Source organism: Flavobacterium sp. GW821-FHT12A05, assembly GCF_058807735.1.
This window is the reverse complement of the sequence record NZ_JBXAQY010000006.1, coordinates 349,891-376,558: the sequence shown is the minus strand read 5'-3', so window position 1 is coordinate 376,558 and position 26,668 is coordinate 349,891. Positions and strand designations below refer to the sequence as shown.

Below are 26,668 nucleotides of genomic sequence, written 5' to 3'. Positions count from 1 at the left end.
AACTCTTAACGGAAACTTTTACAGTGTTTTGAGTTTCCATTTAACGGTGCAAATATAGACAGGAAACTCTAAATACCAAAAAAGTTTCCAAGTTTTTTCAAAAATATTTTAACATATTAATTTTGAGTCCGTTTTAGGCTCAATTTTAAATGTATTGCAGCATTTAAGATTTAGAAAGTAAAAATTCATAATTGAATTGTATCTTTGAGGCTCATAAATCAGAATTTCATTTTATGCACGATATTAGCCAGTACCAGGATTTTTTTATTGAATATTTAAAAAATCAAAACATACATAAAGAACCCACAAACCTTTACGAACCTATTGAATACATTTTAGGACTTGGCGGAAAACGTATGCGTCCCGTACTGACTTTAATGGCTGCAGAAGTTTTTGATACTGATTATAAAGTGGCACTTCCGGCTGCAATGGCGGTTGAAGTTTTCCACAATTTTTCGCTTGTTCATGATGATATTATGGATGATGCGCCTTTAAGAAGAGGTCAGGTTACGGTTCATGAAAAATGGGATTTAAATACCGGAATTCTTTCCGGCGATGCCATGCTGATCCTGGCTTATCAATATTTTGAACAATACGAACCGGAGGTTTTTAGAAACTTAGCCAAGCTTTTTAGCAAAACGGCTCTTGAAGTTTGCGAAGGACAACAATGGGATGTTGATTTCGAACAAAGAAACAACGTGACGATTCCGGAATATCTAAAAATGATTGAAGGTAAAACGGCTGTTTTAGTTGCTGCGGCAATGAAAATGGGTGCCATTGTTGCCAAAACTTCAGAAAAAGAGGGTGATTTAATTTATGATTTCGGATTGAATTTAGGATTGGCTTTCCAGCTTCAGGATGATTATTTGGATGCTTTTGGTGATCCGGAAACTTTTGGAAAACAGGTTGGCGGTGACATTATCGAAAACAAAAAAACCTATTTGTACCTAAAAGCTTTAGAATTCTCGACTCCTGAAAAAGCTGCCGAATTACAAAAATTATTCAGTTTACAATTAGAAGATAATACTGAAAAAATAGAAACTGCAAAGACTATTTTTAACGAATCAGGCGCTTCAAAATCAACTCAGGAAGCAATTGAAATGTTTACTTTTAAAGCTTTTGAAACGCTGGATAAAATGGATATTAACGCTGAAAAGAAGGATATTTTGAGAACTTTTGGCGAGAATTTAATGGGAAGAAAAGTTTAAAATTTATGCCACAGATTTAACAGATTGTAAGGATTTTTTGTTTGCCGCGAATTACACGAATTTTCACTAATTATTTATCATAATTAAATTCGTGGAAATTAGTGTAATTCGTGGCGAAAGATTAGATAAAGCAAACCCGATAGGTTTTTAAAACCTGTCGGGTTTGTCGTTTTAATTTGTGTCTATTTTATTTTTTTAAACAAATCATCAGGATCAACCAAATCTGATAATTTTTGTTTTAAATCGTCTTTTAAAATCGTTAAACCATACTGATACGAAGCGTTCATCCATCCAAAACCTTCTTCGGTTATGTAATTAAATTCAGTTCCTACGTTTCCGTATTCGGCGAAAATTTTATGTGAGCTTATCGATAAATCAAATTTCTCGGGAATCGTTCCGTTGTAATCCACTGCATTTCTGGTAATCAGCCAAAGCCATCTGTAGACCATTTCCTGGGCTTCTTCATTAAAATTATAATTTAATAAACCCTCCCATAAAAGCATTTGATGCGGCGCCCAGCCAAACGGATAATCCCATTGGCGCATTGGTGCATTTTCATCTATACCTGCAATAGATTCTTTGGTACTTCCTGCAATTCCGCCTTTCATTTTAAATTTCGGAAGTGTCTTTTTTACCAAAATTTCAGCTTGTTCCGGCGTGCTTATTTTGGTCCAAAGCGGATAAAAAGTCGTCGCTGCATCAAAGAAATGCTGTTTTTCGTTCACAAAATCGTAATCGAAATAAATTCCGTTTTCAGAATTCCATAATAATTTGTTTATTTTTTCTTTTCTCGAAGAAGCTTTTTGCAGCCAATATTCACTTGAAAAAGATTTGTCTTCAAAATATTGAAACTCATTTTTAAAATATTTCTGAATCAGAAAAGCAATATCCGTTTCGTATTTATAGAGTAAACTATTGATCGCAACTGTATTTAAATTAGCACAGATTCCAACTAATCTATTGGTGGTATCGTGACCGCTTTCGCGCATGCTTCGGTCGTGAATAAAGTATTTATCGAGTTCTTCATCAACCACTTCTCTTTCCAGATATTTCTTTTCAAACTCACGAGTAGACAAATTGTATTTTGGAGCAAACTGTTCCAGAATATCATCAAAATGCCCTTCTTCGACCTCAAACGGAAGACCAATTCCTTCTGCTTTATAACGATTTAAACCATTTGCGGTAAGTCTTTTTCCTTCTTCCATCCAAACGGTTTGATATTCTTTTATAGCCGTTTTTAAATGTCTTTCTATCCAAAAAATATCCGGATTTGATTTTTCTAAAACATCTATAATAAGCGATGTATACAACGGTGGCTGTGTGCGGGTTAAATAGTAACTTCTATTCGCGTTTAGAATTTTTCCGTAATGATCAATTTGGTATTTAAAATTTTCGGCAATGCCTAAAGCAAGCTCAATTTTATCATCAATCAAAAGTCCTTTGGCAATAAAATAACTGTCCCAGCCGTACATTTCATTGAATCTTCCGCCCGGAACCACAAAAGGAACTCCCGAGATTTCATTATTTTTTATTTGAAGTGCCAATGCCAGAATTCCCGGTTTTTTGTTCAACGATAAAACATATTCGGGCGTAATATTTTTAGGCATCTGCACCACTTTTAACTTTGGCGTTGAAGCTTCTAATTTTTTGAAATAATCAAAAACAATTTCGTCTCCAAAAGGTACATACAAATAGGCAAATTCGTTTTCGATTTTATCGTCTTCGAGAATTTTCTTTACGCCAATGGCATCAATTGTTCGGGTAAGACCGTTCCAATACAGATCTTTAATTTTTTTTGAAATTCTTTTTACAGGATCTTCGGTGATTTCATTTAAATCTATTGAGGCAAATTCTGTATTGTTTTTCTTAGCCAAAGCCAGTTCCTGCAATAAATTCGAAAGCTGATAAGTTCCTTCAATTACTGCCGAATTTCCGTTTTCATCATTCAATAAAAAACTTTTAGGACCGTGGTCATCTATTGTAATTTTTTTATCGCCGTCAGTATCTTCCTGAGCCAATAATTTTTCGATGGTTTGGTTTATATGGAGTTTAAATTTCATCTTTTGCAGTTATTTTTTTAAGAATAAAAAAGGAGATCAATAATAAGGTCATTGGAATTAAGGTAAAATAAAATGCTTTTTCAGGGCCTTCATTTTTAAACAGCCAGCCAGTTATTCTGGAACCCAAAGTTCCGCCAAGAGCAGAAAAAATGACAATTAATCCGGTCATGGAACTTTGTAAATTCTTTGGTAAAGCACTTAATACAATTGAATTTAATAAGGGATAAATGGGCGCAATAAACAATCCTATTAAAGGAAATGCGAAACCAATTAACGGAATATCCGAAAGTGTATTGATGCTTTTTACTTCTAATCCTACTGTTTTTGGAAGTACAAAGGTTACGAGAAGCATGGCAGAAATAATGCAGAAACTCAACACCCAAATCCAGTTTACTTTTTTGGTTACGATACCGGCAATCATTCTTCCAATGGCTAATGAAATGGCCAAAATGCTGGCCATCATAATGCTGATGTTTTCAGGAAGATGAAGCACTTTTGTATTAAATGTGGGTAACCAGGAAAGAATTCCCTGTTCGATCATTACAAATAAAAAAACGCTGATCACGAAAATAACCGTCAACAGTTTTGCCATTAATTTAAACATCTGCAGAAAATCATCTTTGAGGTTTGCTCCTGCCGCAACTTCAGCTTCTTCAAATTTTATAAAGAGTAAAAACAGAAAAGACACAAACGATAATCCCGCCAACAACCAATAAACATTTAACCACGAATTGGGATCGTTTTCGTTATTAAAAGCCGGAAATAAAAAATAAGCCAACGCAATTCCTACCATAAAAAACCCTTCAATACTGCTCATTAAAGCGTTGTGTTCTTTTTTGGTTTCGGTTACGGTTCCTATTAACGAATAAACCGAAACTTTTATCAGGGCAAACGAAACTCCAACGGTGGCAAAAAGAATTTTAGCATTGTCGAATGAGTTTCCAAAATACATAGAAATACAGGCTAAAGTAACCAGACCTAATCCTATTAACATCGCTTTTCTATAGCCTATTCTTGGTAAAAAAGAGGCTATAAAAAAGGATACAATTGCAATTGGCATGTCTTTAAAAGCCTCTAAAATACTCGCCTGAACTTCATCGACTCCGTAATTTTTCTGCGATTTTAAAATCACAATGCCCACGCTGTTTAATAAAATAGCGAAGACAAAATAATTAAGATAGAGCGAGATTTTAATTCCTATGTTTTTCATTTTTTATTTGTTTGTCTGTGCTTTGCGGTTACTGTGCAGAGACGCACTGCTGTGCGCCTCTACAGTAACTTTTATGTTGACTTATAAATTTAGAAATTAATTGCTACCGAAAATCTAAAAGCACGTCCTAAAATAGGTCTTGCCATAAACACATCGCTTGCTGCAGATGTTGTTTGTCTTGGATCTCCCTCTGTTAAACCAATTTCATTAAATAAATTCGAAGCATCGACTGCAAAACGAAGATTGTTATACTTGTAACTTAATCCTGCTCCCACTTCTTTGTAAGCCGGTAAGACTTGTTTGTTATCCTGATTCGTGAATTTTTTATCGAAATAAGAAAACTGAACATACGCTGTAAAGTCTTTTGTAATATCAACTTCTGGTCTTAGGTTACAGAAAAACTTAGGGATTCTTCTTGCTGTATTCCCGTTAAAATCAAAAGTAGAACCATCTGCATTTGTTCCTGTAAAGTTGTCGTACTCCGGTTTTTGAACGGTAAATGTAAAGTTCAGTTTCACCTTTTCGTATCTTGCATTGGTTTCTACCTCAAGACCAATATTGTTTACATCGGCAAATTTATTTTCTGAAGATCCATCAGATAAAATATCCGTGAAAGCAACATTTTTTAAATTCATGTGAAACAAATTCGCATTTACAGAGAAGAAAGAACTTGCATATTTATACCCCAATTCAAACTGATTAACTTCTGTATTTTCTAATTTGCTTAAATCGGCTGCATTATCGTAAAATGATTCTTCAATTGGAGATCTAAATCCGTGGCTGTAACGAACATACGAAGCCATATTATCATTGAATTTGTAGTTTCCTGCAACAGTATATGACCATTCGCTTACATCATATCTCCAGTATGTATAAGGATTTCCTTTTACAGTTGTAACCTTATCATCAGCCGTATTATTATCTAAAATTCCTAAATCTTCGGCAAAAAATCTGGCGTTGTCTCTGTATCCTGAATATTTGTCTTTATTGTATCTTAAACCAGCATTAAAAGTTAATTTGTCGGTAGCTTTAATTTCGGCATCGGCATAAACATCATTCAAAAGCCCTTTTGTCTGCGCATCTCTTTCTAACCATGTAATTCTTTCAATACCATTCCATGTATGATTAATTCCGGTTGTATTGTCTTTTACGTTTAATAATCTCGGATTATCTGAAACTCCTACTAAATAGGAATTCCAGTTCCAATATTGATTTGATTTCCAGTTAGAATAGTAGTAACCTGCTGTTAATTGAACCGGATCTAAATCAAAAGAAAAAGAGAAATTATTAGCAAAGTTGTTCATCTTTTTCTGAATATGCCAAAGATCTGCTCTCATAATTAAAGCGTTTGGATCAAGCGCCGCACCATTGTCTACGTAAGTATAAGCCAGATTTCCTGCTGTTGTGTTTTGAACGCTTGTTGCATAGGCATCTTGAGTCCAAGGTCCGCCATTTGGAAAAATCGCATTGTAATTTAAATCGATATTGGTGTTTTTAAACGAATTCTTAAACGTTACTTTATCCGATATTTTCTTTTTGAATTCAGCTCCAATTGAGTTAATGATTGGGTGGGAACCATCTTCTAAATCTGCACTAAAAGTACCGCCTCCGTATTGAGGCACATTTAAATGGCTTAAGTTTACTGAAGTTAACGTTCCGTAATTTGGATTAAATCCTGGAATCCCTTCAATTTTCCCGTTATTGCTTTTTAGCGGAATTGGCAAATAGAATGTGTTTCTGTCGTCAAGATGTTTGAAATTCACTCTTAAATAATCGCTGTCGTCAAATTTATAAGTAATGTTTCCTTTTATTTGTCCTCCTTTATTGGCTGTAAAACCTGTGTTTCTTACGCCGTTATCGGCTCTGTAAAATCCGCCGACATTAAAAAATAATTTATCCTGAATTAAAGCGCCTGATAAATTAAGATCGGTTCTGAACATTCCGTAATCTGAAGTCGTGAATTTTGCTCTTCCCTGAAAATCATTTTGACCTGTTTTAGAAATAAAGTTGATGATTCCACCCGGAGCATTGTTAGCAAAAATTGAAGCAGAACCTCCTCGAACGGCTTCCATTTTACTTACTGTTTCGTCTAATCTGTAAAAAGTATCGGCATTGGCAAATTGTAAAGCCCCGTCTTCAAAAACAGGTAATCCGTCTTCCTGAATTTGTACATATTCATAAGCTCCTGCAGACGGGATTCCTCTTGCAAAAAGGTTGTTTCCAATTTCTCCCCCAGATGCTTCCACCACAAATCCCGGAATGGTCTGCAATAAAGCAGCTGTACTCGACGGTGCTCTGTCTTCGATTGCTTTTGCGCCTAATGTGGTAATGGCAACGCTGGATTCTAATTTAGATCTTGGCGCAGACGAACCTGTTACGACAACTTCTTTTAAACTTTGAGATTCTCCTTCAAGAAGTAAATTTGCTTCGACTGATTCTCCTTCTTTTACAGCAATCTTTTTCTCGAAAGTTTTATACCCTACGCTCGTTGCAATAATAGTATATGTTCCTGCTTCGATGTTTGAGAATGAATATCCTCCATTTTCATCTGTAACGGTACTTTTTCCTGTTTCCTTAAGCGTTACATTTGCTCCAGGAACTGTAAGTCCGCTATCGTCGAGTACTTTTCCGGAAACTTTCGCTGTATTTTGGGCAAACAGATTATTTGGTAAAAAAAATAGGCAAAACATTAAAAATAATGTACCTAAATAATGGTGCAGCTTTTTCATTTTTTTGTTCGGTTAGTTAGTAATTATGGTTATCACTGTCAAACTTAAAAACAAATTATAAGGAATATAAGAATTAAAAATCGAAAACGTTTTCGAAATCACCTAAAACGTTTTCGGAAATTAATTTTTCATCAATGAAGTTTATTTTTTAGTACATTTATTTCATGAATGACACAAAATTAATAGATATAGCCTCAGCATTAGGAATATCGGTTACAACGGTTTCAAAAGCGTTAAAAGGATATACAGACATTAGTAAATCGACCCGCGCCAAAGTTATCGAAATGGCCGAAACGATGAACTATATGCCTAATTCTGTAGCGGTTAATTTAAGAACCAACGAAACCAAAACCATTGGTGTCATTATCCCTGCGACTGTTCACCACTTTTTTTCGAGTGTATTAAACGGAATTTTAGAAGAAGCCGAAAAGAGAGGCTATCTGGTTATTATTCTTCAGTCAAACGAAAAATATGAAATGGAGAAAAAACAGCTTGCTTTACTAATTCAAAAGCGGGTCGACGGCGTTTTGATGTCGCTTTCGAACGAGACCGATGATTTCTCTCATATTAATGAAGCCATTCGCAAAAACACGCCTGTTGTTTTATTTGATAAAATTGCCAAAAGAGTAGATTGTTCTAAAGTTGTGATTAATGATGCCAAGGCGGCTTTTGATGCTGTTTCATACCTTATTAATAAAGGCTACAAAAAAATTGCTCATTTTAGAGGTTCGTATGTACCGCAAAATTCGATTGATCGCTTTCTTGGCTACAAAAGAGCCCTTGAAGCCCACGGAATAGAATACGATTCGAAACTGGTTTACGTTTGCGATAACAATACTGATTTTGAAGACGGCTACGAAAATGCCCAAAAAGTAATGGCCGAAAATCCGGATATTGATGCCATTTTTGCGATTACTGATTTGGTTGCCATTGGCATTATAAAATATTTTAATGAAGCAGGAATCAAAACACCGGATCAGGTGGCTGTTTTTGGTTTTAGCAACTGGTTTATGAGTACCGTTATTTCACCAAAATTAACAACAATCGATCAGCCTGGATTTGAAATGGGACACACTGCAGTTTCTATTTTAATTGATGAAATTGCCGATATGAAAGAACATCGCCCAATAACGCATCAAATTATAGAACTTCCAACGAGAATCATAGAACGAGAATCGACTGTTAAATGATTTTTTAGTTTTAACTTTGCCTCAATTCTTAAAAAGCATCAATGTTTCCGATTCCTGAAAATACCGATTATTTATTGGCTGATGCCGAGAGAGAAAATTTATATTTAAGTCTGATTGAGCAAATCAATAAAGATTTTAATCTGGCCAATGAAGGAATTGATTTTCCGCTGAGTATTTCTCCCGCCGAATTAAAAATTCAGCTTCACGAAAAAATCTACCGCATGATTCAGTACAAATTTGCTGAATACTTAAACCTGCTTTACATCATTGATGTCTCTGAAAACGAAATCAAAAAACTAGACGGTTCTGATTTGGTAATGCTGGCGGAACAGGTTGCCTTTTTAATTTTAAAAAGAGAATGGCAGAAGGTTTGGTTTCGAAATCATTATAAGTAAGGTGCTGAGTTGCTAAGGTGCTGAGATACTAAGGTTTTACTTTGCGATTTCTATTTTTAGAATTTCGTGGTTTTCTTTTCCATAAGTTATTCTAACTGGTAAATCATCTCTAAAAACTCCATTGTTTGCTTTACTGAAATCATTAAATCCTCCTAATAATGCATCATTATATTTAAACTGAACCGAGTCGACCACAAAGCTTTCCCAAGTAATAGTTGCCATTTTCTTAACTTGCTTTTCCCTTTTAAAATCAGTAATCATACCCTCTACCACAAACACATTTGGAGAATTCAAAAGGTTCTGAATTCTTTTTTCCGTTGTATCAGTTGTATATAATTTCAAATAGAAAAACATGATTACTGATAAACTAAAAACGGCACCAACTGACCATAATAGTATCAACTTTTCATAATCATTATTTTTTCTTTTGAACTTTTTAATCAAAATCCAAAGAATAAGAGAAACTATTGCAACCCAAAAAAAGACATCAAAGGATCTTGTGTTAGATGGCAAGTCCGAAATAGACCAATATGTATAATAATTCATAAAAAACTTAGCGACTTAGCATCTTAGAACCTTAGCCCCTTAAATCAAAAATAAACCCTAACAAAAGGCATAAACCCAGATCCGTAAAGGCTTTTATCTGGATTATATAATACGTCATATCGAGCGCCAATTGTAACATTTCCGGTTCTGTAACCTGCTCCCAGGTATAAGGCTGTATTCCAATACGTATCAGAATAAGCGGGTCTTACGTTATTCGGTTCATATCTGGTATCTACTCTTACCTGCTCTAATTCGGCAGATAATTGAACTTCCGGAATCGGGTTTACAAGCGTTATTAAGCTGCCGCCATAAACATAAGAATCGTAGTAATCTTTTGAAGACAAATAACCAAACTGTAATCCAACTCCAACGGCAACAATTTCATTGACATTGTAAATGGCACTTGGCATTACCGAGATATCAGTATAACCGGAACCAATTCCTAAACCAAGGCCTCCTCCAAATTGAACTTTATCCCAAAAATGATTACGGTTGTCAATAACGTATTTTTGCTGCGCAATTAGAGAACTCGAAAACAACACTGTCAAAATCACAAAAAAAGATTTGAAAACGATTGAAATTTGATTATTATTCATAGTTGAGTCTATTTTTAACAAATTTTTACGTAAAAGTACGTAAAAAAAAGGTTTAAATAAAGGCGATTGTTGTACTTTTGCGTTTCTATTTAACAAAAAGTATATTCACTAATATTATGGATAGGTTTTCATTTTTAAATGCAGCGCATACAGAGTTTTTTGCACAATTATACGATCAATATTTAGTAAACCCAGACAGCGTTGAGCCTAGCTGGAGAAGTTTTTTTCAAGGTTTCGACTTTGGACAAACCGTTTATAATGACGAAAATCCGGTGCAGACCATTGTTGAGTATGTGACTAGCCCAAACACAGATTACAGTCAGGTTTCAGAAAAACTGCAAAAAGAATTCAACGTTCTAAAATTAATTGATGGATACCGTACCCGCGGGCATTTGTTTACCAAAACAAACCCTGTTCGTGACCGCAGAACTTCTTCTCCAACTTTAGATATTGAAAACTTCGGATTATCAACAGCTGACCTTTCAACTGTTTTTGATGCTGCGCAGACAATCGGAATCCCTCCTTCTTCTTTAGAAGCGATCGTAAACCGTCTTAAAGCTATTTACTGTCAGCATATTGGTATTGAATATATGTACATCAGGAATCCTGGCGTTGTCAAATGGATTCAGGATAAATTAGCTGTAAATGTTAATCAGCCTAATTTCTCTACAGAAGAAAAGAAAACAATCTTAAATAAATTAAACGAAGCTGTTTCTTTCGAGAACTTCCTTCATACTAAATATGTTGGACAAAAACGTTTCTCATTAGAAGGTGGAGAATCTATCATCCCGGCTCTTGATGCTTTGATCGAGCAGGCTGCAGAAAAAGGTGTTGAACAATTCGTAATGGGAATGGCTCACCGTGGTCGTTTGAACGTTTTGGCAAACATCTTCGGAAAATCAACTCAGGACATTTTTGGTGAGTTTGACGGTAAAGATTACGATCAGGAATATTTTGACGGTGACGTAAAATACCACTTAGGGCTTACTGCCGACAAAAAAACAAGATCAGGAAAAAGCATCAACATCAATTTAGCACCAAACCCTTCTCACTTAGAAACTGTTGGAGCTGTAATTGAAGGTATTACAAGAGCAAAACAAGATAAATATTATGCTGACGATTTCTCTAAAGTATTGCCTATCGCAGTACACGGGGATGCTGCTATTGCAGGTCAGGGTATCTTGTATGAAATTATTCAAATGTCGTTACTTGACGGTTACAAAACCGGAGGAACAATTCATATTGTAATCAACAATCAGGTTGGTTTTACAACAAACTACTTAGACGCTCGTTCTTCTACTTATTGTACAGACGTTGCCAAAGTAACGCTTTCGCCTGTATTACACGTAAATGCTGATGATGCTGAGGCTGTTGTACACGCTGTATCTTTTGCATTAGATTACAGAATGCAGTTTGGACGTGACGTATTTATCGATTTATTAGGATATAGAAAATACGGTCATAACGAAGGTGACGAACCTCGTTTCACACAACCGGTTTTATATAAAATCATCGCAAAACATAAAAATCCAAGAGATATTTATGCTGAGAAATTATTGTCTGACGGCGTAATCGATGCATCTTATGTAAATGCTTTAGAAAAAGAATACAAATCTGCTTTAGAGGAAAATTTAGAAGCTTCTCGTAAAAAAGATTTGACTATCATAACTCCATTCATGAAAAACGAATGGGACGGATTTGTTCAGGTAACAGATACGCAAATGCTTGAAAAAGTAGATACTACTTTTGACAAAAAAGGATTAGATTCTATCATCAATACCATCTCAACTTTACCATCAGACAAAAAGTTTATCAATAAGATAACTAAAATTGTTACTGATAGAAAAGCAGGATATGACAACAATACGCTAGACTGGGGAACTGCAGAAGCATTGGCTTACGGTTCGCTTTTAACAGAAGGATTTGATGTTCGTATTTCTGGTCAGGACGTAGAGCGTGGTACATTCTCTCACCGTCATGCTGTAGTTAAAGTGGAAGATTCTGAAGAAGAAGTAATTCTTTTAGATGCTATCGAAAACAAAAAAGGAAAATTTGGAGTTTTCAACTCTCTTTTATCTGAATATGGAGTTTTAGGTTTTGATTATGGATATGCATTAGCAAACCCAAAAGCCTTGACAATTTGGGAAGCACAATTTGGGGATTTCTCTAATGGAGCTCAAATTATGATTGACCAGTATATTTCTTGTGGTGAAGACAAATGGAACAACCAAAACGGTATTGTTTTATTATTGCCTCACGGATATGAAGGACAAGGTGCTGAACACTCTTCTGCAAGAATGGAACGTTACTTACAACTTTGTGCTAGACATAATATGTATGTTGCCGATTGTACAACGCCGGCAAACTTCTTCCACTTGTTAAGAAGACAAATGAAAACAAATTTCCGTAAACCTTTGGTAGTGTTCTCTCCAAAAAGTTTATTGCGTGACCCAAGATGTGTATCTACAGTTGATGAATTAGCAAACGGAAGTTTCCAGGAAACAATTGATGACAATGCAGTAGATAAAAAGAAAGTAAAAACATTAGTGTTTGTTACTGGTAAATTCTACTATGATATCGTTGCAGAAAGAGAAAACAACGGAAGAAATGACGTTGCAGTTGTTCGTATCGAGCAATTATTCCCTTTCCCAGTGGAGCAGATTAAAGAAATCATTGCAAAATATCCAAATGTAGATGATTATGTTTGGGCTCAGGAAGAACCTAAAAACATGGGAGCTTACAGCTTTATGTTAATGAACTTTGATCTTGTAAAGTGGAGATTAGCATCATTAAAAGCGTATGCTGCACCAGCATCAGGAAGTTATACACGTGCAAAACGTCGTCATGCAGATGCAATTAGAATGGTATTCGATAAAAATTTATTTAGATAAAAAATTTAGTTTAACGTTTAAGGCTTCAAGTTCAACCAAACGCTCACGCCTTAAACAATACAAACCTTAAACAAAAACAAAGATGATTTTAGAAATGAAAGTCCCATCACCAGGGGAGTCAATAAAAGAAGTTGAAATTGCAACTTGGTTAGTAAAAGACGGAGATTATGTAGAAAAAGATCAAGCGATTGCTGAAGTTGATTCAGATAAAGCTACTCTTGAATTACCTGCTGAAATGAGCGGTGTAATTACACTAAAAGCTGAAGAAGGTGATACAGTTGCAGTAGGCGCTGTAGTTTGTTTAATTGATACAGATGCTGCAAAACCTGCAGGCGGCGCGGCTCCAGCAGCTGAAGCTCCAAAAGCAGAGGCACCTAAAGCGGAAGCTCCTAAGGCAGAAGTAAAAGCAGAAGCACCTAAAGCAGCTCCGGCAGCAACAAGTTATGCAGCTGGAACTCCATCTCCTGCAGCAAGAAAAATATTAGACGAAAAAAATATTGCTCCAGCAACAGTTTCTGGAACTGGTAAAGGCGGCAGAATCACTAAAGATGATGCTGTAAATGCAGTACCTTCTATGGGAACTCCAACTGGTGGAAGCCGTGGAACTGAGCGTACAAAATTATCTATGTTACGTCGTAAAGTAGCAGAAAGATTAGTTTCGGCTAAAAACGAAACTGCTATGCTTACTACTTTCAACGAAGTAAATATGACGCCAATCAACCAGATTCGTAATGAATACAAAGATGCATTCAAAGCAAAACATGGCGGTTTAGGTTTAGGTTTCATGTCATTCTTTACAAAAGCAGTTACAAGAGCTTTACAATTATACCCAGATGTTAACTCAATGATGGATGGTGACTACAAAATCGCTTACGATTTTGCTGATATCTCTATCGCAGTTTCTGGACCAAAAGGATTAATGGTTCCTGTTGTTCGTAATGCTGAGTTATTAACTTTCCGCGGCATTGAAGCTGAAATTAAAAGATTAGCACTTAGAGCTCGTGACGGTCAAATTACTGTTGACGATATGACTGGAGGAACTTTTACAATCACTAACGGTGGTGTTTTCGGAAGTATGTTATCTACTCCAATCATCAACCCTCCTCAATCAGGAATTTTAGGAATGCACAATATTATTGAGCGTCCAATTGCTGTAAACGGAAAAGTTGAAATTCACCCAATGATGTACGTTGCTCTTTCTTATGACCACAGAATTATCGACGGTCGTGAGTCTGTTGGTTTCTTAGTTGCTGTAAAAGAAGCTTTAGAAAATCCAGTAGAATTATTGATGAATGGAGATGCTAAACGTGCTTTAGAATTATAATTGTAATCATTTTCTACAATACTAAAAAGCCTGTTCATTAATTTGAACAGGCTTTTTTTCTTAATATTAGCTTAAATCTTGCTTAAGATGTTAATTTTTTAAACAAATGTAAATTTAACCTTTTAAAAATTATTTTATTTAGAATAAATAAGAATAGCTTGTATAGTTGACAACCAACAACTAAATTTGCGCTATTAAAATCAATTCTAAATAAAAATGAAATATAAGTTTACAATTTCTTTTTTGAGCTTCTGCTTTTTTCTATTAGCCGTTACAAGTATATCAGCACAAGAAAGAGCATCTATTAAAGGCCAAATTAGTTTAAATAGTGATGAATCTCCAGAGAATATCTCTGTTGTTTTAAAAGGAACAAAATCAGGAACTACAACAGATGATTCTGGTAATTATATTTTAAAAAATATCAAACCCGGAACTTATACTATAAAAGTATCTTCAATAGGATATATTACTCAGGAAAAAACAATTGTAGTAAAAGAAGGCGATCACTTAATTCAAAACTTTTCTATCTCTCCTAATTCAGAAGATTTAACAGAAGTAGTTGTGAATAGCAAGAAGAATCATTTTGCACGTAAAGACAACAGACAAGTTTCGAGATTACCCCTTAAAAATCTTGAAAATCCACAGGTATATACTACTATTACCGGAGAATTATTAAAAGAACAGGTTGTAACTAATTTTGATGATGCTTTGAAAAATGCATCTGGTATTACACCGCTTTGGGCAGCAACAGGACGTGCCGGAGACGGAGCCGCTTACTACTCTTTAAGAGGATTCCCGGTTCAGCCAACAATGGTTAATGGCTTACCAGGTTTAACAAACGGAAGTTTAGATCCAGCCAATATTGATAGAATTGAAATTATCAGAGGACCATCTGGAACTTTGTTTGGAAGTAGTTTAATCTCTTACGGAGGTTTGATTAATACTACTACAAAAAGACCATATAAAACATTTGGAGGAGAAATAAATTACACAACCGGAAGCTATGGTTTACACCGTGCAGTTGTAGATTTAAACACACCTCTTAATGATAAAAAAACTTTAAATTTCAGAGTAAATTCAGCTTACAGTAAACAAGAAAGTTTTCAGGACGCTGGTTTCAAAGAATCTTATTTTATAGCACCTTCGTTATCTTATGACGTAAATGATAGATTATCATTTTTAGTGAATACTGAATTTATGAGCAGCGAAGCTACAAACCCTACTATGTTGTTTTTAGATAGAGGAAATCCGTTAAGAGTTCATAATATTAAAGAGTTAAATTACGATAATAAACGTTCTTACACGAGTAATGAACTAACGATGAAAACTCCTTCATACAATATTCAGGCTCAAATGAATTATAAACTTTCTGAGCAATGGAGTTCTCAAACTGTGTTTTCTACCAGTTCAGCAAAATCACAAGGAAACTATACTTATTTATACGAAGGCACAAGTAACAAACGTTTCGCTTCACTTAAAGACGGAATTGTATTGGGCAGACAATTTACAGACCAGGACAATCAAAATATAACAACTGATATTCAGCAGAACTTTAATGGTGATTTCAAAATTGGAAATTTCAGAAACAGAATCGTTGTAGGTTTTGATTATTTCAAAAGAACGTCTTCTGATCGTAGTTCCGGATATGTTGGAAATGGTTTTGTATATATTGGTAATGACTTATCAACTTTTAACAACATTATTGGAAAACAAACAAACGGAGATTCTGGAGACTTAACAAAAGCAGGATCAGACGCTCTTATTGCAAACAGCCCAAGAAACAACAATAACACAAAACAAGAAGTTTACAGTGTTTACGTTTCTGACGTAATCAACTTTACACCTGCATTCTCTGCAATGTTAAGTTTACGTGCTGACCGTTTCATGAATGCTAAAAATGACGGATACAATCAAACTGCTTTTTCTCCAAAATTTGGATTAGTGTATCAGCCAATTTTAGACAAAGTTTCCATTTTTGCTAATTATATGAATGGATTCGTAAACGTTGCTCCGGGACAAAATCGTATTTCGAATGTAACTACACCAGTTACATTTAATCCTGAACGCGCCAATCAATTTGAAGTTGGAACTAAATTAAACCTGTTTAAAGACAAACTATACGCTACTTTCAGCTATTACGATATTCAGGTTTCTGATAAAGTGTATGTAGTAGAAACTCCTTATATAGATCCTGCAGATCCAACAGCTGAACTGCCAAACGATCAGACTTCATTTCAAAATGGAGCTCAGAGAAATAAAGGTTTTGAGGCAGAGTTTGTTGCAAACCCAATTAATGGTTTAAACATTGTTTTAGGGTACAGCTATAATGATGCTGTTTTAACAAAAGGAGATCCGGATTTTGTAGGTCACAGATCTGAAGATGCAGGACCAAGAAACCTGGCAAACCTTTGGGCTAGTTACAAATTTACAAACGGATTGCTTAGAGGTTTTGGTTTAGGTTTTGGAGGAAATTATGTTGGTGATAACATGATCATGAATAGAAATCTAGCAGGAACATTTACAATACCAGCCTACACAGCTTTAAATTCATCGCTGTTTTACAATGTTGAAAAATTTACAATCACACTTAAATTAAACAACATTACAAACAAAGAAATATATGACGGATGGTCAACCGTACATCCAAAAGATGCCAGAGCTTTGATTGCAAGTTTCTCTTATAGATTCTACTAAACAAATAACAAAACACCTTTCGTTTTAACCGAAAGGTGTTTTTTAAATTCTATGAAATTATGATAACAATAGCCAGCCTTATCGTTTTTTTAGCTTTTTATACGCTTTATTACACCTCAAAAAGAGCTGTTTTATCCTATGATTTAGGTTTTGAAAAATGGATGAAAAAAAATCCAAAGCAAACCAAAATTACCGGATTAGTTCTTTTAGTTACAGCCTATATCATTTGGCTTTTTACTCAATCTTTTGGTTGCGGCACCTTAATGTTTTTTATTCAGCTCATGACAATTGGAAGCTTAATTATCATTCTGGCTCCATTAAAAAAAGTAAACAGCAAGGCAATTTTGGCAATCGTAATTATCATTGCACTTTTAGAACTTTATTACAACTAACCCGTTTAACCAATGCCAGCAAATCCAAAATATTTAACCCCTGCATTTTGGCCTCGTTTTGCCAAAATTACGGCCGCTATTTTAGGCGGTTACTTTGTTTCTGTTACCTTTCATTTAGCTTTAGCTTCGTGGTTTAACCGACCTGAAGTTTTAATGACTACGGCTTTTACCGGATTCATTCTTTGGGTTGTTCTTATGATTCTTGCTTTTCTGGCAAAAAGCGGATGGAAAATCTGGGGCATTTACATTCTCCTTACTTTAGTTTTTTCTCTTCTTATCTATCTTGGTCAAACTTATAATCCTACCGCGTAAATATGAATAACCGTCATTACAATATCTATTTTCATACGCATACCGTTAGCGGCATTGTTATTAGCGTTGTGCTATTTGTAATTTTCTTTGCAGGATCTTTTTCTTTTTTTAGAGATGAAATCATCAATTGGGAAAGAAGTGAATCTACTGCTATTACAAGAGAAATTCAGTTAGATTACAACAAAGCGTTAAAAAATCTGGATAAAGAATACGTTTTACACGGAAGAAATATCACCATCTCTAAACCAGCTGTCGAAAACAGAGTGGCGGTTTATATGGAAGGAACCCGAGATACTTTGGCTCCAGCCAAACAAAAAGAAGGAAGCTTCTTTTATTTAGACAATAAAAAATTTAAATCATTCACTTACGAAGAATCCTATTCGTTGGGCGAGTTTTTATATCGTCTGCACTTTCTGGCGCAGATTCCTTATCCTGTTGGATATTATCTTTCCGGATTTACCGCTTTATTTTTCTTGTTTGCCATTATAACGGGACTTTTACTGCATTGGAACAAAATTGTTTCTAACTTTTATATGTTCCGTCCAAAGGAAAAATTAAAAACCTTATGGACAGATGCGCATACGGCATTAGGAATGATCGGACTTCCGTTTCAGTTTGTTTATGCGGTAACCGGAGCATTTTTCATGATTAAACTTTTAATCGTTGCTCCAGCCGTAATGGCGTTATATAAAGGTGATCAGGATAAACTTTACAAAGAATTAGAATACAATGATCCTGATTACAAATTCGAAAACAAAAAATTAGCAGCTCCGTTTGATGTAAATCAATTGGTTTCTAAAGCAAAAAGCAATTGGTCTGATTTTGAAATTACGCGTGTTTTTATTCAAAACTACGGCGATGCTAATATGCACGTTTTAGTCGAAGGTGAATTATTAAGCGAAAAGAAATTTACCGGAATTGGAAAAGTCGTTTACCGTATTGCTGACGGAAAAGAAATTGCCCGCAAAAATCCTGTTACACAAAATAGCTACATTGATATTGTAAAGAATGTTTTATATCGAATTCATTTTGGAGATTACGGTGGTTATGCTTTAAAAATAGTAAGTTTCGTTTTAGGAATTATAACCTGTTTTGTTATCATTTCTGGTGTCATGATTTGGTTAGTTGCTAGACAAAAAAACAATTTACCAGAAAAGAAAAGACGTTTTAACGCAGCAGTTGTACGCATTTATCTGGCAATTTGTTTAAGTATGTATCCAATTACAGCTTTGTCTTTTATTGGAACGAAAATATTTTATCCTTTAAGTCAGTCTAACCTGTTTAGTTTATATTTTGGCGGATGGCTTTTGCTAACGATATTCTTTATCATTAAAAAGGATGACGCTTTTACGAATAAATTCTGTTTGGTTTCAGGAAGTATTTTAGGCTTTTTAATTCCAATAACAAACGGAATCGTTTCCGGAAATTGGTTTTGGACTTCGTTTATGGAAAACAAAATTCAGATTTTCTTTATAGACGTCTTCTGGATTGTCTTGGCTTCAATAACACTTTATACTGCCTATCATTTAAAACCCAAGAAAACGAATTAGCCTATAAAAAAATCAGTTTTTTATCTTATTGTAGCTTTTTTCCTGTAATTCATATTTTGCAATTGGTCAAATAAACTTTTAGTCTTACTTTTGCCCAATCAATATTTATTCTAAATAAAATGAAGAGGAGATTTACGATAGGACTTATTAGCTTTTGCTTTTTATTATTTGCACAAACATCGGTTTTAGCACAACAAAAAACAGTTATAAAAGGAACCGTTACAACAGTAAATGGTGAACCTTTAGAAAATGTTTCCGTTCAATTAAGAGGAACTAAAATTGGTGTCCTTACAGACAATCAGGGTTTATACGAAATAAAAAACATCAGCTCAGGAAACTATACACTTCGTATCTCGGCACTTGGCCATACCTCAAAAGAAAAGAAAATTATGGTTAGCGGTGAACCCGAAATCATAGAAAATTTTACCATTGCTACTAATACCGAAGAACTTGAAGAAGTTTTTATTAAAGGAAATATCAATAAATACAACAAATCTGAGAGCCCTTTTGTCTCAAAAATGCAGATTAAAAATCTCGAAAACTCACAAGTTTACAGCGTTGTAACAAAAAGTTTAATGAGAGATCAATTGGTAATCAACCAGGATGATGCTCTAAAAAATGTTCCCGGATTGTATCAGCTTTGGGCTGCAACCGGAAAAGTTGGAGATGGAGGTTCTTATTTCGCTTCCCGCGGATTTGTAACGCAAAGTTTGCTAAGAGACGGAATCGCCGGAAAAATCACCAATAGTGTTGATGCAGCAAACCTGGAAAGAATTGAAAGCATAAAAGGACCTTCGGCAACACTTTTTGGAAGTATCTTAACGTCTTATGGCGGATTAATTAATCGTGTTACCAAAAAACCAACCGAAACTTTCAGAGGAGATATTAGTTATCAATCCGGAAGTTATGGATTAAACCGATTATCAGCCGATTTTAATACGCCTTTAAATGATGATAAAACGGCGTTATTACGAATCAATGTAGCTTACAACGATGCAAATACTTTTCAGGATTACGGAAAAAACAGAAGTTATTTTGTAGCTCCATCCTTTTCATATAAAATAAACGACAAACTAACGATTTCTATTGATGCCGAATTGTCAACTGTTAATTCATCATCGCCGGCATTTACTTATATTCCGTACGGACAAACTCCAAAGAGCATCAATTTATATAATGCAAAAGAAATTGCCAGAGACTGGAAAAGATCTTTTACAGGCGGTGAATTTATGATGAATACCAAAACGGCCAATGTTTTTGCACAGGCTCATTATCAAATTAATGATAACTGGAAATCGCAGACTATTTTTAGTTCAAGCGCCAATCAGTCTGACGGACCTCAGGCTTGGTTTTATTTGTTAGGAAACAACAAAATGTCCAGAAATGCCTGGAATATGGTAGGAAAAGACAATATTATTGAGTTCCAGCAGAACTTTAATGGTCAGACAGAACTTTTTGGCATGAAACACCAATTGCTTTTTGGAGGTGATATTTTAAGATCTGAAACCAACAGCAGTCTGGGATATCTTAGCGGAGACCCTAACAATCCGTTTAAGACAGATTATGATATTGTAGATTATAGTACTGCCAATGCTAATTATTACAATTTCAACCCAAACAATATTGAGCCGCTATTTGTAAACGGTTACCAATATAGAACTATTACTTCTTTGACGACTTACAGCGTATATGCTGCAGATGTTATCAATATTACTGATCAGTTAATTCTTTCGGCTGCTTTGCGTTTTGATCATTATAAAAACAACGGAACTTACGATCCGGCAACCAATATAAATTCAGGCGCTTTTTCGCAAAATGCCTTTTCACCAAAGCTTGGACTTGTTTATCAAATTATAAAAGACAAAGTTTCGTTTTTTGGAAACTATCAAAATAGTTTTAAAAACATTGGTTACTTATTTGCCAACGTAAACGGAAATCCGGAATTAAAACAATTTGATCCCGAAAAAGCAAATCAGTTTGAAGCGGGTCTTAAACTAAATGTATTAGGCGATAAACTAAGCGCCAATTTAAGTTACTATAATATTGAAGTAAAAAATATTGTCCGTGCAGGACAGGTCGTTAACACTAACGTTCAGGACGGAAACCAAACCAGTAAAGGTTTTGAACTTGAAGTTACAACAAATCCATTTTCTGGTTTAAACCTTATTTTTGGATATGCCTTCAATAATAGCAAACTGAACAATGCTAATGCCGATGTTAATGGCTTAAGACCAGAAACTGCAGGACCTGAAAACTTAATTAATTACTGGATTAGTTACAGCGTGCCAACTTCTAAACTAAGAGGATTAGGTTTTGGTATTGGAGGAAATTATGGCAGTGAAACTTTTGTTTATAATAGAAACCCAACGGGTTCAGGAAATCCTGCAGATGTTGAAACTTTTGTTTTACCATCTTACTCTATCTTAAACGCTACATTATATTACGATCAGCCAAAATACAGACTTTCTTTAAAGGTAGACAATCTTACAGACGAACTTTATTTTAATGGTTACACAACTGTAAATGTACAAGCTCCAAGAACTTTTATGGGAAGCATCACTTATAAATTTTAAGTTCAATTATAAATGAACTTTATTAGGCAGTCTTTCATTTAATGGTATTTTTGCCGGACAAAATATTTCTCTGTAAAAATGAGTTTTAAAACACAAATACGTTTTCTGCATAAATGGCTCGGATTAATTTCCGGGCTTATTGTTTTTATAGTCTGCATTACGGGTTGTATTTTTTGTTTTCATGACGAAATAAAAGACATTACCAGAAAAGAATGGCGTTTTGTTGAACCTCAGAAAAAACCTTTCTTAATGCCTTCGGTTTTACAGGAAAAAGCAAAAGAAATTGCTCCGAAGAATAAATCAAGCATGGTTTCGTATTATGGAAAAAACCGTTCGGCAATAGTTTTTACCTATTCAGATACAGAAAACTTATACCTTTATTTTAATCCTTACACCGGAAAATATTTAAAAACCGAAAATCCTGAAACTGATTTTTTTATCATTGTAGAATACATCCACTTGTATCTTCTTCTTCCGGATTATATAGGAAAACATATTATTGGCGGCGCTACCATCATTTTTATTCTTTTACTGATTTCCGGAATAATTCAATGGTGGCCAAAACGAAGAAGTGATATCAAGAGAAGTTTTACTGTAAAATGGTCGGCAAAATGGCGTCGTGTAAATTACGACTGGCATAATACTTCCGGATTCTACATTGCGTTAATTGCGCTTATTCTTGCTATAACCGGTCTAACTTTTACCTATGAATGGGTTGGCGATGGAATTTATAAAACGTTTAATTTGGGCGGAGACAAAGCTGCCGAAACAAAAGCGCCCATAATAGATACCACAAAGTTCGACTCAAATTCTCTTAAAGCAGTCGATCGCGCTTTTATTCAAACCATGAAATTACAGCCAAAAGCCGAAATGATTTTTGTTTTATATCCGCAGCAAAAAGGAGATGCTATCAATACAGGAGCTTATCCGCATGCTTTACGATATGATCACCAGAGCAATTATTATTTTCATCCCCAGGACGGAAAATTAATTCAAAGCGATCCGTATCATTCAAAAAGTTTAGGCTTGCAGGTTGTAGAAATGAATTACGGAATTCACACCGGACAGATTTTAGATTTACCCGGAAAAATTATTGCTTTTACCGTTAGCTTAATAGCTTCGGCTTTGCCTGTAACTGGTTTTATTATTTGGTTTGGAAGAAGAAAAAAATCTAAAAAGAAGCCATAAAAAAACCGCCTCATTTTTTAACGAGACGGTCTTTTTATAATTTGTCTAAACTAAATTAGTTTCTGTTTGCTAAAGCATTTTTCTGTAAGTTTTTAACTGAGGTTACTTTATTGTCTACATAAGCAACTTCGCTTAAATTGTTTTCATTAAAATAAATCCAATTTCCAGTTTTTACTCCGTCTGCGTATTCTCCAACGGCTTTTTTATGTCCTTTTTCGTCATAAGATACCCAAACACCGTCTAATTTACCATCCTTAAAAAAGCCTTCTTGCTGTACATTACCATTTTCATAATAATATGTAGCTTTTACCTTGTTTCCAACAGCTTCTAATTCCGGATTTACTTCTTGTGCAGTTACTATTCCAGAGAACAACACTGCAGCTAAAATTATACTCTTTTTCATATCTTTAGGTATTAATGTTTTTAGAAATCTTTATCAAATATACTTATTTGTTTACATTAAAAAAACTTTTACTTAACAATTTGGTAACATTGAGTAAAAACTTAACATTGGAAATTTACCTGAAACAAAAAAACCAGCGCTCAGGCACTGGTTTTACTGGTATTTTAGCGAAAAACTAAAATTACGATAACGTTATAAATTTTATAAATAAATTAGTTCAATAACGAATCTAACTGCTTTTGAAGCAATGGAGACGATGGTCTTTCGGCATCAGAGTTCACAACATTACCATTTGGATCAATTAAAATAAACCTCGGAATTCCTGTTACACCATAGTTAACAACAAACTCAGATTCCCAATCTTTATCAGCAAACAATTGTACCCCGCCTAATTTTTTATCAGTTACAAATTTTTTCCATTTTTCATTGTCTTTTGCTTTATCAATAGAAATACTTACGAATTCAATATTTTTTCCGTGGTACTTTTCTTCAATCTTTTGCAAATAAGGAATCTCAGCTCTGCAAGGTGCACACCATGTTGCCCAAAGATCGATGTAAATGTATTTCCCTTTTAAATCGGTAAGTTTTGTTTTTCCTCCTTTAAAGTTTTCGTAGTCAAATTGAGGCGATGATTTTCCAACCATTTTTCGTGCACTTGCAGCTCTTTCATATTCCTGAAGCGCATATTGGTTAAAACTCTCGAAACTTCCTTTTAAAGCTGTTTTAAACTCCGGATCAAAATCTCCTTTTTCTAAACTCTCAAAATCAGTTTTTTTCTTTGTTTCTAATAATGAAGTAAACTCAGCCGTTTCCTTTACAAAAGCTTCATTTTGAAATTTCTCATCTTTTAAAGCCTGCTGTGCTAAAAAGTTACTTTCGTTTACCCCTTTTCCTTTGTAAACAATTGTTTCATCAAATTCCTTAGCGTTCATCGTTAAGTTAATTTCAGAATCTGGTTTTAAATATATATTAGAAGATTCTGTTCCGTCAGAAAACATATAAAAACCCTTTGGAGCTTCAAAATTGGCTGCAAAAACTCCTTTATTATCAATTGGAATAACTTGTTTAAAATTATTTCTTCCTTTAATAACTAAAGTATCGCTGTTTCTATTCTCAATTTTAGCTGTAAATTTTATTTGATTTTTGGCCTGACCTATAACATTCAAAGCACTAAAGATCAACAGACCTGTTACAAAAAGTTTTTTCATAGTATTAAAGTTTGTTTTTAGTGATTCAAATCTAAAGAAATAACAGCTTCCAAATTTCAGAATTAACAAAATATTTAAAATTATACACATCAAGTTTATCACTTTACTATATTATCTTGAATTTTGTATTTACTTTTGCAGTCTAAAATTGAGATTATGTATAGAAGTCATAATTGCGGCGAATTAAACGCTTCAAATATTAATACCGAAGTTACACTTGCGGGCTGGGTTCAAAAATCACGTGATAAAGGATTTATGAATTGGGTCGATTTACGCGACCGTTATGGAATTACACAACTTATTTTCGACGAAAGTCGTACCGATAAAACCGTTTTTGAATTAGCCAAAACTCTTGGTCGTGAATTTGTGATTCAGGTAAAAGGAACTGTTATTGAGCGTGAAGCCAAAAACAAAAATATTCCAACTGGTGAAATCGAAATTTTAGTTTCTGAATTGAATATTTTAAATACTGCTTTAACGCCTCCATTTACAATAGAAGATGAAACTGATGGCGGAGAAGACATCAGAATGAAATATCGTTACTTGGATATTAGAAGAAATCCGGTAAAAAACAGTTTATTATTCCGTCATAAAGTAGCGATGGAAGTTCGTAAATATCTATCTGATTTAGATTTCTGCGAAGTTGAAACGCCTTACTTAATTAAATCTACTCCAGAAGGAGCAAGAGATTTCGTTGTACCAAGCCGTATGAACGAAGGGCAGTTTTATGCACTGCCGCAATCTCCACAAACTTTCAAACAGCTTTTGATGGTGGGCGGCATGGATAAATATTTCCAAATCGTGAAGTGTTTCCGTGATGAAGATTTACGTGCAGACCGTCAGCCGGAGTTTACACAAATCGACTGCGAAATGGCTTTTGTAGAACAAGAAGACATTTTGAATGTTTTTGAAGGTTTAACAAGACACTTATTAAAAGAAATTAAAGGTATAGAAGTAGATAAATTCCCTAGAATTACCTACGATTATGCTATGAAAACATACGGAAATGACAAACCGGACATTCGCTTCGGGATGAAATTTGGCGAGTTAAACGAATTTGCACAGCACAAAGAATTCCCGGTTTTTAATTCGGCTGAATTAGTTGTGGGAATTGCAGTTCCGGGAGCAGGAAATTATACCCGTAAAGAAATCGACGGGTTAATTGACTGGGTTAAGCGTCCGCAGGTTGGAGCATCTGGAATGGTTTATGCAAAATGCAATGACGACGGAACATTTAAATCATCTGTAGATAAATTCTACGATCAGGACGATTTAGCAAACTGGGCAAAAGCAACAGAAGCAAAACCGGGAGACATGATTTTTGTACTTTCTGGTCCGGCTAATAAAACACGTGCGCAGCTTTCTGCACTTCGTATGGAATTAGCAACACGTTTAGGATTACGTAATCCTGAAGAATTTGCACCATTATGGGTTGTAGATTTCCCATTATTAGAACTTGATGAAGAAAGCGGTCGTTACCACGCGATGCACCACCCATTTACATCGCCAAAGCCAGAAGATATGGCTTTGTTAGAAACAGAACCTGGAAAAGTACGCGCAAATGCCTACGATATGGTTTTAAACGGAAACGAAATTGGCGGTGGTTCTATTCGTATTCACGATAAAGCAACGCAGCAATTAATGTTTAAATATTTAGGATTTACCGAAGAAGAAGCAAAAGCTCAATTTGGTTTCTTAATGGATGCTTTCCAGTTTGGAGCACCGCCTCACGGTGGTTTAGCTTTTGGTCTGGACAGATTAGTTGCCATTTTAGGAGGTCAGGAAACCATTAGAGATTTTATTGCATTCCCTAAAAATAATTCTGGCCGTGATGTTATGATCGATGCACCAGCTGCAATCGATGAGGCACAATTAAAAGAATTACACATTAAAATTGATGCTATTTAAAAAAGCATAGAACTTCAAAATACCCAAAAGCGGCTGAAAAATTTTTCAGCCGCTTTTTTTTATCCACTTTTTGTAAAAATAATCTCAAAATAATCTTTTTTGGATTTATCAGATTCCTACAATATGCTTCTTTTTATATTCTTACAATTAATGATTCTCAAATTATGGTATTTCATATAAAATTTGATGCAATAAACCACGTAAAAACACTGGAAATCAATAATTTTTACAAAAAATTAACAGGTATATGTCTTTTGTATGAATTTATATATTACATTTGCTTTATTATAA

General features: G+C 34.6%; 19 protein-coding genes. 12 read left to right on the top strand and 7 right to left on the bottom strand.

Annotated elements, in window-relative coordinates:
- Positions 1 to 233: 233 nt before the first annotated feature.
- Positions 234 to 1,208: a polyprenyl synthetase family protein gene (locus AC1RRQ_RS16015; RefSeq protein WP_493024039.1), complete on the top strand. Its 975-nt coding sequence runs from the start codon at positions 234 to 236 to the stop codon at positions 1,206 to 1,208.
- A gap of 182 nt (positions 1,209 to 1,390) precedes the next feature.
- Here AC1RRQ_RS16015 and AC1RRQ_RS16010 read toward each other — a convergent pair whose 3' ends face one another.
- From AC1RRQ_RS16010 to AC1RRQ_RS16000, 3 genes are all read right to left on the bottom strand, one after another.
- Positions 1,391 to 3,268 carry a trehalase family glycosidase gene (locus AC1RRQ_RS16010; RefSeq protein ID WP_493024038.1) on the bottom strand — a complete coding sequence of 626 codons (1,878 nt, stop codon included), beginning with the start codon at positions 3,266 to 3,268 and terminating at the stop codon, positions 1,391 to 1,393.
- Positions 3,258 to 4,478, bottom strand: a complete 1,221-nt coding sequence (locus AC1RRQ_RS16005; RefSeq protein WP_493024037.1) for an MFS transporter — start codon at positions 4,476 to 4,478, stop codon at positions 3,258 to 3,260. The genes AC1RRQ_RS16010 and AC1RRQ_RS16005 overlap by 11 nt, the downstream gene beginning before the upstream one ends.
- An 89-nt stretch (positions 4,479 to 4,567) precedes the next feature.
- Complete coding sequence (locus AC1RRQ_RS16000) at positions 4,568 to 7,207, bottom strand: TonB-dependent receptor (protein ID WP_493024036.1); 2,640 nt, start codon at positions 7,205 to 7,207, stop codon at positions 4,568 to 4,570.
- Positions 7,208 to 7,371: 164 nt separating this feature from the next.
- On the opposite strand from AC1RRQ_RS16000, the gene AC1RRQ_RS15995 reads away from it, so the two are divergent.
- A complete protein-coding gene (locus AC1RRQ_RS15995) occupies positions 7,372 to 8,397 on the top strand; it encodes a LacI family DNA-binding transcriptional regulator (RefSeq protein ID WP_493024035.1) in 1,026 nt (341 codons plus the stop codon).
- A 41-nt stretch (positions 8,398 to 8,438) separates the two neighbouring features.
- Entirely contained in the window at positions 8,439 to 8,792 is a 354-nt protein-coding gene (locus AC1RRQ_RS15990) for a hypothetical protein (RefSeq protein ID WP_493024034.1), read from the top strand.
- 36 nt (positions 8,793 to 8,828) lie between these two features.
- Here the strand turns inward: AC1RRQ_RS15990 and AC1RRQ_RS15985 are convergent, their stop codons facing one another.
- On the bottom strand, positions 8,829 to 9,338 hold the full coding sequence (locus AC1RRQ_RS15985; protein ID WP_493024033.1) for a hypothetical protein: 510 nt from the start codon (positions 9,336 to 9,338) through the stop codon (positions 8,829 to 8,831).
- 44 nt (positions 9,339 to 9,382) lie between these two features.
- A complete protein-coding gene (locus AC1RRQ_RS15980) occupies positions 9,383 to 9,934 on the bottom strand; it encodes a hypothetical protein (protein WP_493024032.1) in 552 nt (183 codons plus the stop codon).
- A 116-nt stretch (positions 9,935 to 10,050) separates the two neighbouring features.
- On the opposite strand from AC1RRQ_RS15980, the gene AC1RRQ_RS15975 reads away from it, so the two are divergent.
- From AC1RRQ_RS15975 to AC1RRQ_RS15940, 8 genes are all read left to right on the top strand, one after another.
- A complete protein-coding gene (locus AC1RRQ_RS15975) occupies positions 10,051 to 12,825 on the top strand; it encodes a 2-oxoglutarate dehydrogenase E1 component (RefSeq protein ID WP_493024031.1) in 2,775 nt (924 codons plus the stop codon).
- 82 nt (positions 12,826 to 12,907) lie between these two features.
- Positions 12,908 to 14,149, top strand: a complete 1,242-nt coding sequence (gene odhB / locus AC1RRQ_RS15970; protein WP_493024030.1) for a 2-oxoglutarate dehydrogenase complex dihydrolipoyllysine-residue succinyltransferase — start codon at positions 12,908 to 12,910, stop codon at positions 14,147 to 14,149.
- Between the two features lie 216 nt (positions 14,150 to 14,365).
- Positions 14,366 to 16,843, top strand: coding sequence for a TonB-dependent siderophore receptor (locus tag AC1RRQ_RS15965; RefSeq protein ID WP_493024029.1), 2,478 nt, complete (start codon positions 14,366 to 14,368; stop codon positions 16,841 to 16,843).
- 59 nt (positions 16,844 to 16,902) lie between these two features.
- Positions 16,903 to 17,235: a hypothetical protein gene (locus tag AC1RRQ_RS15960; RefSeq protein WP_493024028.1), complete on the top strand. Its 333-nt coding sequence runs from the start codon at positions 16,903 to 16,905 to the stop codon at positions 17,233 to 17,235.
- A gap of 12 nt (positions 17,236 to 17,247) precedes the next feature.
- Positions 17,248 to 17,547 (top strand): hypothetical protein, encoded by a 300-nt coding sequence (locus tag AC1RRQ_RS15955; protein ID WP_493024027.1) that lies wholly within the window; start codon positions 17,248 to 17,250, stop codon positions 17,545 to 17,547.
- Between the two features lie 2 nt (positions 17,548 to 17,549).
- Positions 17,550 to 19,097 (top strand): PepSY-associated TM helix domain-containing protein, encoded by a 1,548-nt coding sequence (locus AC1RRQ_RS15950; protein ID WP_493024026.1) that lies wholly within the window; start codon positions 17,550 to 17,552, stop codon positions 19,095 to 19,097.
- A gap of 119 nt (positions 19,098 to 19,216) precedes the next feature.
- On the top strand, positions 19,217 to 21,670 hold the full coding sequence (locus AC1RRQ_RS15945; RefSeq protein ID WP_493024025.1) for a TonB-dependent siderophore receptor: 2,454 nt from the start codon (positions 19,217 to 19,219) through the stop codon (positions 21,668 to 21,670).
- Positions 21,671 to 21,748: 78 nt separating this feature from the next.
- The gene (locus AC1RRQ_RS15940) at positions 21,749 to 22,858 is read left to right on the top strand and encodes a PepSY-associated TM helix domain-containing protein (RefSeq protein WP_493024024.1); all 1,110 of its coding nucleotides are present in this window, start codon (positions 21,749 to 21,751) and stop codon (positions 22,856 to 22,858) included.
- A gap of 55 nt (positions 22,859 to 22,913) precedes the next feature.
- Here AC1RRQ_RS15940 and AC1RRQ_RS15935 read toward each other — a convergent pair whose 3' ends face one another.
- Positions 22,914 to 23,261 carry a toxin-antitoxin system YwqK family antitoxin gene (locus AC1RRQ_RS15935; RefSeq protein ID WP_493024023.1) on the bottom strand — a complete coding sequence of 116 codons (348 nt, stop codon included), beginning with the start codon at positions 23,259 to 23,261 and terminating at the stop codon, positions 22,914 to 22,916.
- A gap of 212 nt (positions 23,262 to 23,473) precedes the next feature.
- Entirely contained in the window at positions 23,474 to 24,469 is a 996-nt protein-coding gene (locus AC1RRQ_RS15930) for a TlpA family protein disulfide reductase (RefSeq protein ID WP_493024022.1), read from the bottom strand.
- Between the two features lie 156 nt (positions 24,470 to 24,625).
- Here AC1RRQ_RS15930 and aspS point away from each other — a divergent pair, with 156 nt between their 5' ends.
- A complete protein-coding gene (gene aspS, locus AC1RRQ_RS15925; protein WP_493024021.1) occupies positions 24,626 to 26,377 on the top strand; it encodes an aspartate--tRNA ligase in 1,752 nt (583 codons plus the stop codon).
- Positions 26,378 to 26,668 lie beyond the last annotated feature (291 nt).